Source organism: Roseinatronobacter domitianus, assembly GCF_023336755.1.
Classification (GTDB): domain Bacteria; phylum Pseudomonadota; class Alphaproteobacteria; order Rhodobacterales; family Rhodobacteraceae; genus Roseinatronobacter; species Roseinatronobacter domitianus.
Genome location: NZ_JALZWP010000002.1, coordinates 65,626 through 83,217, shown reverse-complemented (window position 1 = coordinate 83,217; position 17,592 = coordinate 65,626). Strand labels below are relative to the sequence as shown.

12 protein-coding genes and 1 pseudogene are annotated in these 17,592 nt (G+C 62.0%); 3 read left to right on the top strand and 10 right to left on the bottom strand.

The window, feature by feature from the left end:
- Positions 1-362 precede the first annotated feature (362 nt).
- The 5 genes and pseudogenes from M3N55_RS02505 to xdhA form a co-directional block, all read right to left on the bottom strand.
- Positions 363-704 carry a DUF2853 family protein gene (locus M3N55_RS02505; RefSeq protein WP_249056077.1) on the bottom strand — a complete coding sequence of 114 codons (342 nt, stop codon included), beginning with the start codon at positions 702-704 and terminating at the stop codon, positions 363-365.
- 110 nt (positions 705-814) lie between these two features.
- Positions 815-2,104, bottom strand: a complete 1,290-nt coding sequence (gene guaD / locus M3N55_RS02500) for a guanine deaminase (protein WP_249056075.1) — start codon at positions 2,102-2,104, stop codon at positions 815-817.
- Entirely contained in the window at positions 2,101-2,889 is a 789-nt protein-coding gene (xdhC, locus tag M3N55_RS02495; protein WP_249056073.1) for a xanthine dehydrogenase accessory protein XdhC, read from the bottom strand. Before xdhC ends, guaD begins: the two co-directional genes overlap by 4 nt.
- Complete coding sequence (xdhB, locus tag M3N55_RS02490) at positions 2,886-5,192, bottom strand: xanthine dehydrogenase molybdopterin binding subunit (RefSeq protein WP_249056071.1); 2,307 nt, start codon at positions 5,190-5,192, stop codon at positions 2,886-2,888. Before xdhB ends, xdhC begins: the two co-directional genes overlap by 4 nt.
- A pseudogene (xdhA, locus tag M3N55_RS02485) lies at positions 5,189-6,636 on the bottom strand (xanthine dehydrogenase small subunit). The gene xdhB and the pseudogene xdhA overlap by 4 nt, the downstream one beginning before the upstream one ends.
- A gap of 154 nt (positions 6,637-6,790) precedes the next feature.
- Between xdhA and chrA the strand changes: the two are divergent.
- Positions 6,791-7,939 carry a chromate efflux transporter gene (chrA, locus tag M3N55_RS02480; protein ID WP_249056069.1) on the top strand — a complete coding sequence of 383 codons (1,149 nt, stop codon included), beginning with the start codon at positions 6,791-6,793 and terminating at the stop codon, positions 7,937-7,939.
- A 50-nt stretch (positions 7,940-7,989) separates the two neighbouring features.
- Here chrA and rpsD read toward each other — a convergent pair whose 3' ends face one another.
- Together rpsD and M3N55_RS02470 are read right to left on the bottom strand one after the other, a co-directional pair.
- A complete protein-coding gene (gene rpsD / locus M3N55_RS02475; RefSeq protein WP_249056066.1) occupies positions 7,990-8,610 on the bottom strand; it encodes a 30S ribosomal protein S4 in 621 nt (206 codons plus the stop codon).
- Positions 8,611-8,788: 178 nt separating this feature from the next.
- Positions 8,789-11,122, bottom strand: a complete 2,334-nt coding sequence (locus tag M3N55_RS02470; protein WP_249056064.1) for a calcium-binding protein — start codon at positions 11,120-11,122, stop codon at positions 8,789-8,791.
- Positions 11,123-11,323: 201 nt separating this feature from the next.
- Between M3N55_RS02470 and M3N55_RS02465 the strand changes: the two genes are divergently transcribed.
- The gene (locus tag M3N55_RS02465; protein WP_249056062.1) at positions 11,324-12,754 is read left to right on the top strand and encodes a glycosyltransferase; all 1,431 of its coding nucleotides are present in this window, start codon (positions 11,324-11,326) and stop codon (positions 12,752-12,754) included.
- The gene (locus tag M3N55_RS02460) at positions 12,751-13,674 is read left to right on the top strand and encodes a hypothetical protein (RefSeq protein ID WP_249056060.1); all 924 of its coding nucleotides are present in this window, start codon (positions 12,751-12,753) and stop codon (positions 13,672-13,674) included. Before M3N55_RS02465 ends, M3N55_RS02460 begins: the two co-directional genes overlap by 4 nt.
- Positions 13,675-13,696: 22 nt before the next feature.
- Here M3N55_RS02460 and M3N55_RS02455 read toward each other — a convergent pair whose 3' ends face one another.
- The 3 genes from M3N55_RS02455 to M3N55_RS02445 form a co-directional block, all read right to left on the bottom strand.
- Positions 13,697-15,361 (bottom strand): glycosyltransferase family 2 protein, encoded by a 1,665-nt coding sequence (locus M3N55_RS02455; protein WP_249056058.1) that lies wholly within the window; start codon positions 15,359-15,361, stop codon positions 13,697-13,699.
- 120 nt (positions 15,362-15,481) lie between these two features.
- The gene (locus M3N55_RS02450) at positions 15,482-16,534 is read right to left on the bottom strand and encodes a flagellar basal body P-ring protein FlgI (RefSeq protein WP_428982589.1); all 1,053 of its coding nucleotides are present in this window, start codon (positions 16,532-16,534) and stop codon (positions 15,482-15,484) included.
- A 50-nt stretch (positions 16,535-16,584) separates the two neighbouring features.
- Positions 16,585-17,592, bottom strand: a complete 1,008-nt coding sequence (locus M3N55_RS02445; RefSeq protein ID WP_249056055.1) for a flagellin family protein — start codon at positions 17,590-17,592, stop codon at positions 16,585-16,587.

Here is a 17,592-nt window from a genome sequence, read left to right as displayed (position 1 = left end):
TATCCTTTGGCTGGTCGGCGCGAGCACGCCGAACATGGCTAAATGTGGGCCGTAAGGGGCGCGAATTCAAGCAGTCCCCTTCGTTGGCGTTTAATACATTCAGAACAGACACGGAAAAAATGGTCTAAACGGGACATGACTTGGGCGTTCTATGGGCCGGGCGCGGGACAGGCTGAAATTGCAAAGCCCATGAACGGAAAAGGAGCCCCGGTGCTGACCGGGGCCCCATATCTCACCCGCGTGCCCTTCACGTCACGAGAGGATGGAAAGCCCGGTCGTCCTGACCAGATAAACCACCGTCGCCGATTACACGCTGCGAAACAAGCCATATAAAAGCTAAAAGTTTCGCGAGTCTGGCCGGATCAGCCGTAAACGGCCTCTTTGCCGAAATGCTTGGTCAGCAGGTAATAGACCACAACGCGATACTTGTTGCGCTCGGACCGGCCATATTGCTCGATCACGGCATCAATCGCCTTGCCCAGTTCCGGCCCGTCCGCCAGCCCCAGTTTCTTGATAAGGAAATTCTTGCGCACGGTCTCCAACTCGTGATCTTGCGACCCGGCGACGGTGCTGGCATCGGGGTTGTAGATGGACGGCCCGCAGCCGATCGTGACTTTGCGCAGCAGGTCCATATCTGGCGTGACCCCGCATTTGTCTTTCAGATCAGCGGCGTAGCGTTCAATCAATTCATCGCGACGTCCCATGTTTCGCTCCCTTCGTGGTTTCGCACTTTTTACCAAACAGCACCTGGCGGCGCTTAAGCCGAGTTTGCGCAACTCTGTGCGGTAAACCAAGGAAAAAGCGCAAAGCTGCGTCAGGCGGGTTTGTGTTGTTGCCCAGCCACATAGGTTTGCACCACGGCACGATCATCGCCCATCACTTGCAGGGTGAACAATTCATCTGCCAGCTCGCGGGCGCGGTGCATGCGTTGCGCCATGGCGGGGGTGGCGCTTGCGTTCAGCACCACGAAATCGGCCTCGGTTCCTGGTTCCAGCGTGCCGATGCGGTCTGCCATTCCCAAGGCCACGGCATTGCCCCGCGTGATCCAGTGAAAGGCGCGGTAGGGGTGCAGACGTTGTCCTTGCAGTTGCAAGACCTTATACCCTTCGGCCAGCGTTTGCAGCAGTGAATAGCTGGTGCCGCCTCCGATGTCGGTCGCAATCGCATTGGTCAGCCCCGCGTTGCGCAGCTTGGCGTCGTTGAACAGGCCGGACCCAAGAAACAGGTTGGAGGTAGGGCAGAACACGGGCTTTGCCCCCGCCTCTGCCAGTGCACCGATCTCGCGGTCGGACAGGTGAATACAATGGCCCAGCAGGCTGTTGGTGCGCAGCAGGCCGTATCGGGCATAGATGTCGGTGTAGTCCTTGGCCTGTGGGTATAGCTGGCAGGACAGCGCGATCTCGGCGTGGTTCTCGCTTAGATGGGTCTGGATGTGGCAGTCGGCGTGCTCTGCCGCCAAGGCTTGCGCGGCTTCCATCTGTGCAGGGGTAGAGGTGATGGCGAAACGCGGCGTGATCGCATAGCCCAAGCGGCCCTTGCCATGCCAACGCGCAATCAACGCCTTGCTGTCATCGTAGCTGGATTGCGGCGTGTCGCACAGGGCTGCGGGCGCGTTGCGGTCCATCATGACCTTGCCGGTAATCAGCCGCATGTTGCGTGTGAACGCTTCGGCAAACAGCGCCTCGGCAGAGGACGCATGAACCGACGCATAGGCCACCGCCGTGGTCGTGCCATGATCGGTCAGCCGATCTAGAAACGTGCTTGCCATGGTGGCGCAAAGCGCGGGGTCGGCGTAGCGCGTTTCCTCTGGGAAGGTGTAGTCGTTCAGCCAGTCCAGCAATTCCGCCGCCCAACTGGCAATGACCTGCGTTTGCGGGAAATGCAGATGGGTGTCGATAAACCCCGGCATTAGCAAGTGCGGGCGGTGGTCGATTAGCTTCGCGTCGGGGGAGTTAATGTCGCGGGCTTCACCCATGGCGCGGATCATGCCGCCCTCGACCAGCAGCGCGCCGTCCTCGATATAGGTAAACGCGCCTGTGTCATCTGGCGTTTGCGGTTCACGGTGGAACGACAGCAGCCGCGCGCGGATCAAGGTTTGGGTCATGGGGTTCCTTGGGGGGTGTGCGCGAAGGCGGCGAATATTTCCTGCGCGGTCATGAGCGCAATCACCTCTGGCCGTTTGTCGCCCAAGCCCGCCGCGCCGATAGGACAGGTGAGCGCGGATGCGTCCAGGTCGTGGTCCCGCGCAAACCGGGTAAACCGCGCGCGTTTGGTGGCGGACCCGATCAGGCCCACATAGGCCGCATCGCCGCGCTTCAGCGCCGCGAGGGTCAGCAGAAAATCCAACCCATGGTCATGGGTTGTGACCACGAAAGCGGCGCCGGGGGGTGCTTGGTCGATCTCTGCCTCTGGGAGCGGCGTCAGGCGATGCTCGCCGCTCCGTGCTTGCGCCAACTCCTCGGCGCGGCTGTCCACCAACACCACGCGGCAGGGCAAGGGGGCCAAAACCTGCGCCAAGGCGCGGCCCACATGCCCCGCACCAAGGATCATAACGCCGGGGGCGTGTGCCCCATCCACTCGCGCCAGCATGGCCGTGCGGGCATCCGGGGTCAGCACGCAGAGCGCAACCGTCACCCGCCCGCCGCAGCATTGGCCAATTTCGGGGCCAAGCGCCATGGTCAGGCTGTCTTGCGTGGTGCCGATGTCCAGCATCTCGCGCGCCCGTGCCATGGCCCGATATTCCACCTGCCCGCCGCCGATGGTGCCCGCCTGCGCGTGGGCGGTGACCAGCATTTCCGCCCCAACCTCGCGCGGGGCAGACCCTTCAACCGCGCTCAGGCGCAGACGCACCAAAGGGGCATCGCTGGCCAGCAGGTCGCGCAAGCTCATCCGCGCAGCCGCTCCACGGCCATAAGCACGGTTTCAGGGGTGGCGGGTGCGTCCAGCCTTGGACATTCGCGGTAGTCGGCCACCGATGCGACTGCCATGCCAATCGCTTCGAACACCGACACGGGCAGCATGAAGGGCGGCTCTCCCACTGCTTTCGAGCGTTTGATGGTGCGTTCCGGGTTCACGGACCATTCCGCCAGTTCCACGTTGAAAATGCGCGGGCGGTCGCTGGCGAGCGGGATTTTATAGGTGCTGGGCGCGTGGGTGCGTAGGCGGCCCGCATCGTCCCAGACGAGTTCCTCTGATGTCAGCCATCCCATGCCCTGCACGAACGCCCCTTCGACTTGGCCCAAGTCCAAAGCGGGGTTCAGCGAGCGGCCCACATCATGCAGCACATCCACCCGGTCGACGCGGGACTCTCCCGTCAGAGTGTCCACGCTGACCTCGGAGCACGCCGCGCCATAGGCGAAGTAATAGAACGGGCGACCTTGGCCTTTGGTGCGGTCCCAGTGAATGTCTGGCGTCTTGTAGAATCCCGCTGCCGAAAGCTGCACGCGCGCCATATAGGCGGCCTTGATGAAGTCGTCCCATGGCACGATTTCCGCACCCACCGCCACACGACCGGGCAGGAATTGCACGGCATCCTCAGCCACGCCCCATTTATCGGCGGCAAAACCGACCAACCGCGCCTTGATCTGCTCGGCCGCGTTCAGCGCCGCCATGCCGTTCAGGTCCGACCCGCTGCTGGCGGCGGTTGCCGATGTGTTGGGCACCTTTTCGGTGGTCGTTTTGGTAATCTTGATGCGCGACAGGTCCACCTGAAACGCCTCTGCCACCACTTGCGCGACCTTGGTGAACAGGCCTTGGCCCATTTCCGTGCCGCCGTGGTTCAGGTGAACCGACCCATCCGAATAGACATGCACCAGCGCACCCGCCTGATTATACCATGTCGCGGTAAAGCTGATGCCGAACTTCACCGGGGTCAGCGCAATGCCCTTGCGAATGACTCCGCCTTGCGCGTTGAAGTCCAAGACAGCCTTGCGCCGCGCTTGGTAATCCGAGGACGCTTCCAACTCATCCACCAGCCGCGTCAGGATGTTATCCGTCACCTGCTGGTGGTAGGGCGTCATATCCGCCCCTTCGCGGTAGAAATTCGCGCGCCGCACGTCCAGCGGGTCGCGGCCCAGCGCATAGGCGATTTCTTCGATCATGCGTTCGGCGGCGATCAGCCCTTGCGGGCCGCCAAAGCCGCGAAACGCCGTGTTGCTGACCGTGTTCGTCTGGATCGGGCGCGAGCGCAGCCGCACATCGGGGTAGTAATAAGCATTGTCAGCATGAAACAGCGCGCGGTCGGTGACCGGGCCGGACAGGTCGGACGACCAGCCGCAGCGCGCGGCGAAAAGGCCATCTACCGCCAGAATGCGGCCCGCGTCATCAAACCCCAGATCGTAATCGATGCGGAAATCATGGCGTTTGCCCGTAATCTCCATATCCTGATCGCGGTCGGGGCGCAGCTTCACAGCGCGGCCTGTGGCGCGCGCGGCCAGCGCCGACACTGCGCAAAACAGGTTCATCTGGGTTTCCTTGCCGCCGAAACCGCCGCCCATGCGGCGCACATTCATTACCACGGCATTGAAAGGCACCCCCAAAGCGTGGGCGACCATGTGCTGCGCCTCTGACGGGTGCTGGGTCGAGGCGAAGACGGTCATTTCGTCATCCTCGCCCGGAATGGCCAGCGCGATTTGCCCTTCCAGATACATATGGTCCTGACCGCCCACGCGCATTCGGCCCTGAATGCGGTGCGGGGCGTTGGCCAGCGCGCTTTGTGCATCGCCGCGCGCCAGCGTCAGGGGCGCGGTCACGTCCGGGTAACCCGCCGCTTCTGCCGCGTCGATGTCGGTTGCGTGGGGCGTTTGGTCATATGTGACCTTGGCCAAAGTGCAGGCCCGCCGCGCCAGATCGCGGGTTTCTGCCACAACGGCAAAGATCGGCTGGCCGTGGAACTGCACGTCGCGCGAAAAGATCGGCTCGTCATTCAACCCGGTGGGTGAGATGTCGTTGCGGCCCGGAATATCATCTTCGGTCAGCACCGCGATGACGCCCGGCGCGGCGCGCACGGCAGACAGGTCCAGCGCGGTCACGCGCCCCTTTGCTACAGTCGCGGTGCCGATATAGGCATGCAGGCAGCCCATGGGTTCGGTGATGTCATCGGTATATTCAGCGCGCCCTGTCACATGCTTGACCGCGGAATCGTGGATCACGCTGTCATGCGCCGCGCCGGTAATGCGGTCGGAATCCTTCATGTCACATCCTCCAACGCCGCCGGTTGGCCCGCGTGTTCCAGCCAGAAGCGCGTTAGCAGGTTCTGCGCCGCGCGCATGCGGTAATCCGCGCTGGCGCGCATGTCCGAGAGCGGCGTAAAATCTTGCGGCAGGGCTTGGGCGGCTGTTTGCATCGTCTCCAAGCTGAAAGGCTGGCCTGTCAGAGCCGCTTCTGCATGTGTTGCACGTTTGGGCGTGGCGGCCATGCCGCCAAAGGCCAACCGTGCGTTGATAATTATGCCATCCGCCACCGTCACGGCCACGCCAAATGCCACGGCGGAAATATCCTCATCCCGGCGTTTTGACAGCTTGTAGGCCGCATGCAGTGTGCCGGGCACGGGTTTGGGCAGGATGATCTTCTCCACGAACTCGCCTGCTGCGCGGTCTTGCTTGCCATAGTCGAGGAAGAAATCTTCCAACGGCATCTCGCGCCGCGCCGCGCCTTTGCGCAGCACCAGCCGCGCGCCAAGGGCGATGAAGGGCGGCGGCGTGTCGCCAATGGGCGAGCCATTGGCGATGTTGCCGCCCAGTGTGCCCATGGACCGCACTTGCCAGCCCGCAATGCGGTCCCAGTAGCGCGCCATATGCGGGAAATGCGCAACAAGCGGCGCGCGCGCGTCTTCGTAGCTGACCAAAGCGCCGAAGTGGAGGGCATCGGCGGTTTCCGTGACCGCGCGCAACCCGTCCAGATGGCCGATGAACACGGCCACAGGCAGATCGCGCAGAAACTTCGTGACCCACAGGCCGACATCGGTCGCCCCCGCGACAATGCGCGCGTCGGGGTGCTGTTCCAACACATCGGCCAGATCATCGGTCGAGGCGGGCAGGATTGCGCAGCTTTGGTGGTTCGTGACGTCAACCCGCGCTCCATCGACCCATGCCGCCAAACGCCCTTGGACCTGCGCGCGCTCATTCATCAGCGGGTCGGTCGTGCCATGCCCGCCCATGGACAGCGCCGCGCGAATGATGGGCGCATATCCCGTGCAGCGGCACAGGTTGCCTTGCAGCGCGCGTTCGATCTGCGGCTCTGACGGGTGGGGCGTTTCCATCCACAAGGCGTAAAGCGCCATCACGAAACCGGGTGTGCAAAAGCCGCATTGGCTGCCGTGATGCTCTACCATGGCGCGCTGCACCGGGTGTAATCCGCCATCCGTGCCGCGCAGATGTTCCACCGTGACGACATGCACCCGTCGCAGGATGCCAGAAACCGGATGCAGGCATTCACGGGTTGGTAACGCACTGCACCCGCTTCCAGCCGCCCGACAAGCACGGTGCAGGCGCCGCAGTCGCCTTCGGCGCAGCCCTCTTTCGTGCCGCGCAAGCGTTGATCCAGCCGCAGATGGTCCAGAAGCGTATCGGTCGCGCCCAAATCACGCAGCGTGACTTCGCGGTCGTTCAGCAGAAAGCGGATATGGTCGCGGGCCATGGCGTGTCTTTCAGGGTCAAGGAAGTGTCATGCATAACAGATAGCCTGCGCCAATGCGGCATTCCATGCAAGCCACCACAAGGTTAAACTGTTTTCGGAAATATTTGTCAGTTTGCGCGCAACATGCGCATTCGTGCAGGGCGGGGAGAGCAATTTGTCACGATTGGCGGAAGTATTCGGCGCGTTTTTGCGGCTTGGGCTGACCTCTTTCGGGGGGCCGGTCGCGCATATCGGGTATTTCCGGGCAGAATTCGTCACCCGCCGCAACTGGCTGAGCGATGACGATTATGCGGAACTGGTCGCGCTGTGTCAGTTCCTGCCCGGTCCGGCCTCTAGCCAGGTCGGGTTCGCGCTGGGCCTGACGCGCGCGGGGTGGTGGGGCGCCTTGGCGGCGTTTGTCGGCTTTACCTTGCCTTCGGCGCTTATCATGCTTGCGGTGGCATTGGGCGCGGGGCTGGCTGGGCTGACCGGTGTGATTGCGGCGTTGAAGCTGGTTGCGGTCGCGGTGGTGGCGCAAGCTGTGATGGGTATGGCCCGCTCGCTTTGCCCCGATGGCCCGCGCGCGACGATTGCCGTGGCTGCCGTCGCGGCGCTGGCGCTGCTAAGCGGGCCATGGGCGATGGTCGCGGTCATTGTGGCAGGCGGATTGATTGGCGCTGTGCTGCGGCTGGATGTGGGCACGGGGCAAGGTGGGTTGGCGATCGCTGTCGGCAAGCCTGCGGCAATGACCGCGCTGGCGTTGTTTGCCTTGGGCCTTGTCGGTCTGCCAATGCTGGCCGGGCAAAGCGAAGGCTTTGCGTTGGCTGACAGCATGTTCCGTGCAGGTGCCTTGGTCTTCGGCGGCGGGCATGTCGTGCTGCCGCTGTTACAGGCGGAACTGGTCGCGCCGGGGTTGCTGAGCGATGATGCGTTTCTGGCGGGCTATGCCGCCGCGCAGGCGATACCCGGCCCGCTGTTTACCTTTGCAACCTATCTTGGGGGCTTGGGCGGTATCTTGGGCGCTGCAATCGCAACCCTTGCGATATTTGCACCGGGATTTCTGCTGTTGGTGGGTGTTTTGCCGTTCTGGCAGGCGGTGCGCGGTGCGCAGGCCGTGCGCGCGGGGATGGCGGGCGCAAATGCCGCTGTTGTCGGCATATTGGGCGCGGCGCTATATGATCCGGTTTTTAGCAGCGCGGTGGGCAGCTTGGCACAATTCGCCTTCGCGCTGGCCTGCTTTGTGGTTTTGCAAGTGTGGCGCTTGCCTGCTTGGGCGGTGGTGCTGGTCGCAGGGTTGGCCGGCGCTGTCGGGCTGGCCGCATAAAAAAGCCCCGCCACGAGGGGCAGGGCTTCGATTGTCCAGTGCGGCGAAGATCAGTTCTTCGCGTAGAATTCGACCACGAGGTTCGGTTCCATCTGCACTGCGTAGGGCACGTCTGCCAGCGACGGGGTGCGGGTGAATGTCGCGGTCAACTTGGAGTGATCGACCTCGACATAATCGGGCACGTCACGCTCTACGAGGCCAACAGCTTCCAGCACGATGGCCAGTTGCTTCGACTTGTCACGAATCGCGATGACATCGCCTTCTTTCACGCGGTAGCTGGGGATGTTGACCCGCGTGCCGTTTACGGTGATGTGGCCGTGGTTCACGAACTGGCGTGCCGCGAAGATGGTTGGCACGAACTTGGCGCGATAGATCACGGCGTCCAGGCGGCGCTCCAGCAGGCCGATCAGGTTTTCACCGGTGTCGCCCTTGATGCGCTCGGCCTCGGCATAGATGCGGCGGAACTGCTTTTCGGTCAGATCGCCGTAATAGCCCTTCAGCTTTTGCTTGGCGCGCAGCTGGATGCCGAAATCGCTGAGCTTGGTCTTGCGGCGCTGGCCGTGCTGGCCGGGACCGTAGTCACGGCGATTGACGGGGCTTTTGGCGCGGCCCCAGATGTTTTCGCCCATACGGCGGTCAATTTTATACTTGGCAGAGGTGCGTTTGGTCACCGTCTGATCTCCTTCTGTAGGTGCCCCTAAGGGGGCGATGAAGGGCGTTGTCCTTCCCCGGCAAGCGGGTGACAGGCTTTCCCTTGCGGGAGCCACCAACACCAATGGTCACGCGGCCCAAAGGGTCAGCGCGTGCGGTGCATTAGGGGGAAGCGGGCAGCGTGTCAATGCCGATAGGTCAGACAATGTGGATATAGTCTGCCAACATGGGCAGGTCGGACAAGCCCGAAAGCGTTATTATATCGCCGCCGCCGAAATCCAGCACCAAGGCCCCCGGCGTGACCGCGCCATAGAGTGACACGACCTGCGCCGGGGTCATCCCGCCGCCCCAGAGCGCGCTGTCAAGTTCCAGCGTGTCATTATCGGTAAAGGTGAAATCTTCGATCAGCAGGGTCTCATCGCCATCTAGAAACACGAACGTGTCCGCGCCCTGCGCCCCGCGCACCGTGTCGTCGCCGGGGCCACCGTGAAACCGGTCGTCCCCCAGATAGCCGCCCAGGAAATCATTGCCCGGCCCGCCAATGAGCGTGTCGTCCCCCTCCATCCCCCAGATCTCGTCGTCGCCCGCCCCGCCGTCAATAAAGTCATTCCCGGCGATTTGTCCGCCATAGATCGTATCGTTGCCCGGTCCGCCATAGATTGTGTCGTTGCCGCCACCGCCACCGATGCGCCCGCCTTCGTCGCTGCCATAGATCAGGTCGTTTCCGCCCATGCCCCATAGCCGGGTATCGCCGCCTTCGCCATGGATGGTGTCATCGCCGCTGCCGCCATACATAGAGTCGTTACCCGCGCCCCCGAACAGCAGGTCATTGCCGGGGCCACCGCCGATTTGGTCATTGCCCGGGCCGCCATAAATCGTGTCATTCCCGGCGCCGCCCCAAAGTCGGTTATGACCATTTTCACCAAAGATCAGGTCGTCGCCGTCAAAACCACGCACGGTGTCATTGCCGCGCCCTGCCCGGATCGTGTCGTTGCCTTCGCCACCGATGATACTGTCATGCGTATTGGTCCCCCAAAAAGCCTGCCCCGGTGGTGGCGGGGGCTGCACCGGGTCGATTTCGCCGGAGATAATCAGCATGGTGTCCGGCCCATACAAGCCATTTGGGAACAGCTCTGCCATTGTAAGCGGCCCGCTACTGGAGGAGTGCAGGATTATCTCCGTGTCGCGAAATTCTATGACCGCGCCAGTGGCCGTGGGCGTGATCTGAAGCTGACCCATGTTGCGCAACATTGGCAGATCGGACAGGTCCAGCCGGTCTAGTCCGGGTTGGAAATCTGTGATCGTAACCCGCGTGCTGTGTGCCCGGATCACAAACAGATCGTTGCCCGCGCCGCCCGTGAGCGTGCTTTGGCCCGTGCCAGATGACAGAATGTCATGACCGCCCCCGCCCAACAGCGTGTCGCCCCCCGACCCCGCCATCAAAATATCGTCGTCGTTGCTGCCTGCCAGAAGGTCCGCGCCAGTGGCGGAACTGCTGGCGACCATCCCTAGATTGCTTTGCACTGATTGCAGATGCACCATTTCCGATGTGTGTTGCGTGCCGATGAATGCGTGCAGCACACCATTTTGAAACGATGCGGTTATGGTTGTCGGCGTGTCGAGAGCGCCGCCCATGTCATCGCTGAACGCTTCCAGAAACACAAGATGGCCAGTCGGTAACATGCGAAACAGGCTGACCCCGTGATCCGCCCCAACCGCCAGAACAAAGATATGCTCGCCGTTTTGCACCAGTGTCAGATCTTGCACATTGGCAAAGCGGGTGCTGCCGGTATCAATAAGTTGCTGTATCGGGGTAAGGCTGCCATCAGACCCAACTTGGACAACGCTCAGCGACGACCCGGTTGCCGATGCCACCACGGCATAGGCCGCGCCGCCCAGATTGGCGATTTCCATGGCGGTGGGGGTGCTTAGCGCCAGCCCTTCGGACGCACCCAAACTTGCAACCAGAGTATAGGTCGCCCCAAAGCCGGCGCTATGGCTGAACAACTGGCCGGATGACCCGTCCAGCGACAGCACATAATCGACGCTGGGCGATGGCACATTATGCACCGCAACAAGGTTGTCGGTGGCAATCGGCGCATGAAAGGCCATGCCGGTCTGGGCGGAAATCTGTCCCCAAGCCTGCAATGCGCCCGGTGCATCAAGGCCCGCAGCCGTTTCCATCGCGTGCCATTCGATCGTCTGAAAGGGGCCGATCCTGCCATCGGCTTGAAAGCTGTAGCCAAAGGCATGATCCGTGTCGCCCCCAATGAAGATGACCGGCGCGCCGTCTATGACAGCCACGGTCAGGTCCGCGACCAGCCCCGGTTGCAGTGCTTCTGGAAAGACCTGCGTGTCATGCAGCGCCAATTGGCCATCGGGCAACAGCCGATAGACACTCAGCCCACCGGCCGCGCCGCTGGTCATGATGACGAAGGTTCCCGCACCATTGGTCACGATCTCGCTATCGGACATACCAATGTCCAACGCGTCGGCGCCCGCCTGATAGACGCCACCAAGATGCAACGACATCCCACCACCTATGTATTCACCCAAGGTCGAGGGTCTGCGATGGCCGGTGCGGACATGCGGTTCAATTCGGGCAAGAGCGTGGTCTTTGCAAAGGATTTGATCCTTCGGCGCGATTCAGCATGGACGCCACCGGCCTTGCGCAGTCAAGGCGGGCTGCGCTAGGAACTCGGTGGTATTTCGGTTTCATGCCAGGGCCAGCATTTGCGCATTTTGCATTACAACTGGGTGGACCCCGCTGATCCGGCCGGGCGGGGTGGTGGCGTGCGGATTTATGCCCAGTCCCTCATGGACGAGCAGCGCAGAATGGGCGGCCACGATTGCACGGCGTTAAGCGCAGGCATGGCCTATGATCTGACGGCGCGCGCAAAACCGCGTTGGCAGCCCTGTGGGCGGGGACGGTTTGAATTCGTCAACACGCGACCCGTCGCGCCGTCACATGCGGAATTTGCGGCAGGGGCGCAAATCTCGAACACTGCGACAGAGGCCTTGTTCCGCGACTTCCTAGACAAAACCGGCCCCTATGATGTGATCCATTTTCATGGGTTGGAAGGGGTGCCGGCGCGGGTTCTGGCGCTGCGCAACGACCTGCCGAACACCCGTTTCGTGCTGTCCCTGCACAATTATTACCCGTTTTGTCCGCAAGTGAACCTGTGGTGGCAGGAGCGCGCGCATTGCGAGGATTTTCGGCAAGGTGCACGTTGCGCCACCTGTTTGCCAGTCGTGCCCAATCCGCTTGCCGTGCGACGGGTCTATGCGGTCGAAGCCACTTTGGCCCGCTTCGGGGCACCAGCGGGAAGCTGGCCCTATGAACGGCTGCTGCGTCCGTCCCTTTCGGCCGGGTGGCGCGCGCTAAAGGCCATGCGGGCACGCAAACCGGCGGCGCCCGTGCCCCCTGTTTCACATAGTTCGGCTTCGGACTACGCCGCCCGCCGCGCCGAGATGGTGCGGCTTCTCAACACATATTGTGACGAGGTCTTGGCAGTGTCAGACCGTGTCCGCGACATTGCGCGCGGCTTTGGCGTAACCAAGACACGAACCTGTTATATCGGCACGCGCCATGCCGAAGCTTGGGCGCGCACGGCGCCACGCCCGCTTGGAACCGATCCGCTGCGCATGGTCTATTTGGGCTATATGCGCGCGGATAAAGGGTTCTTCTTCCTGCTCGATGCGCTGGATGTTTTGCCCGACCAAACCCTGTCCCGCCTGCATCTGACCGTTGCGGCGCGCAAGGGTCCGGCGCAGGTGATGGCAAGGTTGCGCGCGCTTGGGCAAAGGCTGGCGGGGCTGACATGGCATGACGGATATGCCGCGTCCAGCTTGGACCAGATCGTGGCAGAGGCCGATATCGGGATCGTGCCGCCGCTTTGGGAAGACAACCTGCCGCAGGTCGCGCTGGAATTACACGCGCGGCATATCCCGCTCATGACCTCGGACAGGGGCGGCTCGCAAGAATTGCCGGGCGCGCGCGATCTGGTGTTTCAGGCAGGAAACACGCAAGATTTCGCGCGCGTGCTGGCGCGTGTCTTGGCCGGGCAGGTCGATATGGCTGGCTATTGGGAAAACGCGCGCGTCCCGACCGGGATTGCCGATCATGCCACGGAGCTGGAACAGCTTTACAAGGGCATACAATGAAAGCGGTCATCCATATCGGTATGCCAAAATCCGGCACTTCAACCATTCAGGCATTTCTGGACATGAACCGCGATGCGCTTTCGCAACGGGGCGTGCTTTATGACAGGTTTGACCCGCGTTTTGGCAGCCAGTTCGAGCTGGCAATCATCGGGCTGAGTGCCGTAGGGCGGCAGATCCCGCCGCAATTCGAACGCAAGCTGTTGAACCTGCATACCATCGACGACGTGCACAACTATACAGAGCGTTACGCGGCACATCTGTCAAAGCAGCTATCGGCCCAGAACGGGCATCACTGCTTTGTCGGCTCCAGCGAACATCTCTATGCGTGGTTGAACAGTGTCGAACAGATCGAGGCGCTTGATAAGTTCCTGTCACAGCGGTTTTCGCAGGTTCAGTATATTCTCTACCTGCGCGCGCAAGAGGAGCTGGTTCTTAGCAGTTATTCCGAAGCGATCCGCCGTGTGCATTCCCACAGTCTCGCGCAGCATCTGGCGGCCAGCGGACGGATCAACCATTATATACCAGTGGAACGCTGGGTCGGCGCGGTGGGGCGCGAGCGTCTGGTTCTGCGCGTTCTGTCGCCCGATATGCTGAAAGACGGTGATTTGCTGACGGATTTTTGCCATCACACCGGGATTGGCGCCAGTGACCTTCTTAGGCCGGGGCGGGTTAATACTGCAATGTCGATGGAAGAGGTCCAGATCCGGCGGGTTCTGAATCGCGTCCTGCCCAGACAGGGGCGTGATGGTGACATGCATCCACTTTACCGGGTTGCCCTGAAAGCGCTTCTGGCAACCCGGCGCAATCGAACGCCTTTGGCCTTGACGAAGGAACAACGCGCCGAAATCCGTCAGATGAATTCGCCCCAGAACGAGGCGTTGCGCCAACGGTTTTTGCCGCACCTTCAAACTCTGTTCTGAACTCGCGGCACACCAATGGCGGCTATAGCAGCCGATGCAAGCTTTCACCGATATGCGCGGCGGCAGGTGGTTTGGGGAAGCGGCCCAAACGCCTTACCATTCCCCAATGCAAAGCCCGCATGATCCGCCTGCCGCGACCAGACTGTGCCAGAACAGCCAGTTGCGCCCTATGCGCGAAAACCGCAGCGGCTTGCGTGCGGGTCAGCGCCCCATGCGACAGAAGCCGCTGAAGCGCCCGCAAGGCGGCGCGGGGTGTTTCCGGCGCACGCGGCCCAAGGGAGAGCACCGTGGCTGTCACGCGCGCAGCTTGGTTCGGGGCAAGTGCGGCCCCGAATTGCAGCGCGGCGGCCCAATCGGCGCTATCAAGGTCGGTCGGCTGGTTTGCTTTGGTGGACAACATAAGCGCCGCAAGGTCGGCACAGGGCAGGTCCGGCAGCGCGAAACCGGGGTCAAACCCTTGTGGATGATGCGTTGCCGCGCAAACCGCGAAGGTTGCGCCCTCGGTGTTCTGCAATGCGTGCATCATCTTGGCTGACCAGTCGGGCGATGGCATGTCGCCCGCTTTCAGAATGGCGCACCAATCCGTTTCGATCCGGGGCCACATTTTGCGCAAGACCTCCGGTGCCGGGCCATTGGGCACCTCCAGAACGTGCTCCGGGGAGAGCCGTTGTGCTGCAAGCGCATGATGTGTCTGCTCCGCACCCGCGCCGGCTTGCACCAGCACGGTAAAACGCAGAGCAGGCGAAATCTCGGCAGCAGGGCGCAGGTCTATGTCGGTGGCGTCATCCCAATCCCAGCTCAACGCATGCGCTGCGAAATACTCCCGCGCCTTGTCGATGAAAGCTTGCCTTAGGGCCGCGTCCGTGACCGGTTCCAGCCGCTCATGCACCAGCCGTGTTGCCAGGCGGGACAACGCTGTTTGGCGATGCCGCATCGGGGCATCAGGCAGTAATCTGCGCACTTCATCCAAGCGGTCAAATTGCTGGAAAATCTGCCAGCTTCCCTGCATCGTAATTTGTCCGGGTCGCCCACGCCGATGATGATAGAGCGGTTCGGGCAGATACCACATTTGTTCTGAACGACAGGCCAGCGCCCAATAAAACGGATGATCCTCATAGAGCGCACCGGGGACGAACCGCAAATCGCCGATAAAATCCCGTCGGTAGAGCTTGTTCCACGCTGAGGGGAACTGCCGCGCGACAAGACGGGCATCGTCAAGCTCGCAGGGACGGATTTCGCCCATGATTTCGGGCGCTGCATGGATCGCAGAATGCATGGCGCGCGCGCCGGTATCGAATTCTAGCCAGATTGCGCAGGCCGCCCAATCTGCTTGTGTTTCGTTCAGTGTCGTGACCAGTCGCAACAGAAAATTTGGTGCAACCCAATCATCGCCATCCACAAAGGCGATATAGGCGCCGCGTGCCAGATTGAGGCCAGTGTTCCGCGCGGCAGACAGCCCCTGATTGGGTTGCAGGACCACTCGAAATCGAGCGTCTTGCGCGATCACGTCGCGCGCCGTTTGTGCTGTGTTGTCAGTCGATCCGTCATCGACCACGAGGACTTCGAAATCCTGGAACGCTTGGGCTTTCAGGCTTTCGATAGTCGTGCGGACATAGCCAGCCACGTTGTAGCAAGGCAGAATAACGCTCACCTTCGGCGGCGTGTCGGTCAAGTCCGCACGGGTCATGGCCCAAAGCTTTCACAGATTTCAGCCGGTTGGCCAACGCCAAATCGCAAGGCTCGCTTGATCGGGACGTCGGGGTTTTCCACATGGAAGGTTGAGGATGGCGCTGTGCTACGGATATTCTTATCTGACCAGCAACTCTGCATGCAAAGCGCCCGCTGCGTTTATGCTGCTGAGAATGTCGATCATGTCACGCGGCGCAACCCCGAGCGCGTTCAATCCTGCCACGATCTCGGATAGCGATGTGCCGCCTGTCACTTCGGCCAAGGCAACAGGTGGCGCATCTTCCAACTCTGCCGCTGTCCGTGGCACCACGACGGTCTCGCCATCTGCGAATGGGTTGGGTTGCACGACGAGCGGGCGTTCTTCCACGCGCAAGGTCAGTCCTCCTTGGGCGACTGCAACCCTGCTGATGCGCACATCTGCGCCCATCACGATCGTTCCCGAGCGCTGGTCGACCACCACGCGGGCCCGGCTGGCAGGGGTAATTCGCAGGTTTTCGATCCGCGCCAGTGCGTGCGCCGTAGATCGGGCGCCGGTCTTCGGAATTTGCAGAACCACGGTCCCAGAGTCGGTCATGTGGGCAACATGTCCGGCGAACTCTTGATTGATCGCCCGTTCGATCTGCAACGCGGTCGAGAAATCCGGCACGTTCAGCGCCAGTCGGACATCTCTCAGGCTCTCGAGCGCGAAATCGACCTCGCGCTCGACCCGCGCGCCGCCCGGAATGATGCCCGCGGTCGGTACGCCGCGGGTTTCGCGGGCGGCCTCTCCTTCGGCGACCGCGCCTCCGGCCAGGATGCTGCCTTGGGCGACAGCATAGATCGTGCCATCCGCACCATTCAATGGGGTCATAACAAGTGTGCCCCCCAAGAGGCTGGTCGCGTCTCCCATTGCCGAGACGGTGACATCCACCCTGCCACCGGCGCGCGCGAAAGGAGGCAGGCTGGCCGTGACAATCACGGCTGCGACATTTCTGGGCCGGAATTGCTCGCCCGTGACATTTACGCCTAGGCGTTCAAGGATATTCGTCATCATATCTTCGGTGAACGGCGCGTTGCGCAACCCGTCACCTGTCCCGTTCAGCCCGACGACCAGCCCGTATCCCAACAGGTCATTGCCGCGCACGCCGTCGAATTCGACCATGTCCTTCAGCCGAACTGTCGCCTCTGCCATGTTTGCAACCAAGGTGACGAACAACACCAGAAGGCACGCGAGGCCATATTTCATCGCAGATACTCCGTCAGGGACAAGCGCGATAAGCGTGCAGTCACAAGGTAAAGCGCGTCCAGCTTTTGGGTGGCCGCTTCCAGTGCTGTTGCGCGTTCATAGGGGTCCGCTTCACGCAATTCAGTCCGAATTATCTGGAAGGCTGCGGCTTTTGCCTCTGCCCGTGCGAGGGCGTTGGCCGCGCGCGCTTCCTGCGTGCCAATGCGGGCCTGTGTTGCGATGCGACTATCGGTCGAGGCGATCATTGCATCAGAGCCGGCAGCCAACAGAGCGCGCCTGTCTGACGGTTGCATTTGCGTTGTCAGAGGGGCGATCAAGGCACCAAGGGCCAAAGCCGCAAGGCTCTCGCGTAGGCCTTGGTCGGCGCCGGTCACGTCCAGTCTGATGCTATTGCCATCTCCAAGATCGATGGCGCCGTTCGGGGCGGAATGGCCTAAGTAGGCAAGCGAATCGAACGGCCCGCCCGTGGCGAACCAACTCGCGACATGAGAGGTGATATCGGATGGTGATGGCGCAGTTGGCAGGCCCGATGCCAGCGCGTCGAGGATTGCCTGCGGTTCGGCGAAGGGGCGCTGGTCCCCCGCTATGCCCGCGAAGATGTGGCGGCCGGCAACCTTCATGTTGAGCAGGCCGATTGCATCCTCGAACCCGGCCCTTGCGCGTTCACCTGCGGCACTTATTGCATCTGGGCTGGTGGCTTGCATTGTCATCCGCAGATCAGGCGCAAGGCTGTTGGTGATCTGGCTGATCTGCTCGAGCGCATTTTGCTGGGCGGCCAACAACGTTGCGCCAAACTTTGCGGAGCTGGAGTGCCGGGCGGCCTGCACCAACCCCTGTTCGACTGACGCAAGCTGCATCAGGTTCCCGCCCAAAGCGCGCGCGGTATCCGCGTGCTGGCCGGACGCGATTTCGCCGCCTATGCGCGCAACGGTCTGTCGCAATCCGCCGCCAAGTCGCCGCAACATCAAGGTTTGTGCCAGGTCGCCGCTGCCATGGGTGTTCAT

Excerpts from the sequence above, each read along its gene's own strand:
- M3N55_RS02505 (WP_249056077.1), bottom strand. The coding sequence starts at position 704 with ATGGGACGTCGCGATGAATTGATTGAACGCTACGCCGCTGATCTGAAA.
- guaD (WP_249056075.1), bottom strand. The coding sequence starts at position 2,104 with ATGACCCAAACCTTGATCCGCGCGCGGCTGCTGTCGTTCCACCGTGAA.
- xdhC (WP_249056073.1), bottom strand. The coding sequence starts at position 2,889 with ATGAGCTTGCGCGACCTGCTGGCCAGCGATGCCCCTTTGGTGCGTCTG.
- xdhB (WP_249056071.1), bottom strand. The coding sequence starts at position 5,192 with ATGAAGGATTCCGACCGCATTACCGGCGCGGCGCATGACAGCGTGATC.
- M3N55_RS02470 (WP_249056064.1), bottom strand. The coding sequence starts at position 11,122 with ATGTCGTTGCATCTTGGTGGCGTCTATCAGGCGGGCGCCGACGCGTTG.
- M3N55_RS02460 (WP_249056060.1), top strand. The coding sequence starts at position 12,751 with ATGAAAGCGGTCATCCATATCGGTATGCCAAAATCCGGCACTTCAACC.
- M3N55_RS02455 (WP_249056058.1), bottom strand. The coding sequence starts at position 15,361 with ATGACCCGTGCGGACTTGACCGACACGCCGCCGAAGGTGAGCGTTATT.
- M3N55_RS02450 (WP_428982589.1), bottom strand. The coding sequence starts at position 16,534 with ATGGCAGAGGCGACAGTTCGGCTGAAGGACATGGTCGAATTCGACGGC.
- M3N55_RS02445 (WP_249056055.1), bottom strand. The coding sequence starts at position 17,592 with ATGAACACCCATGGCAGCGGCGACCTGGCACAAACCTTGATGTTGCGG.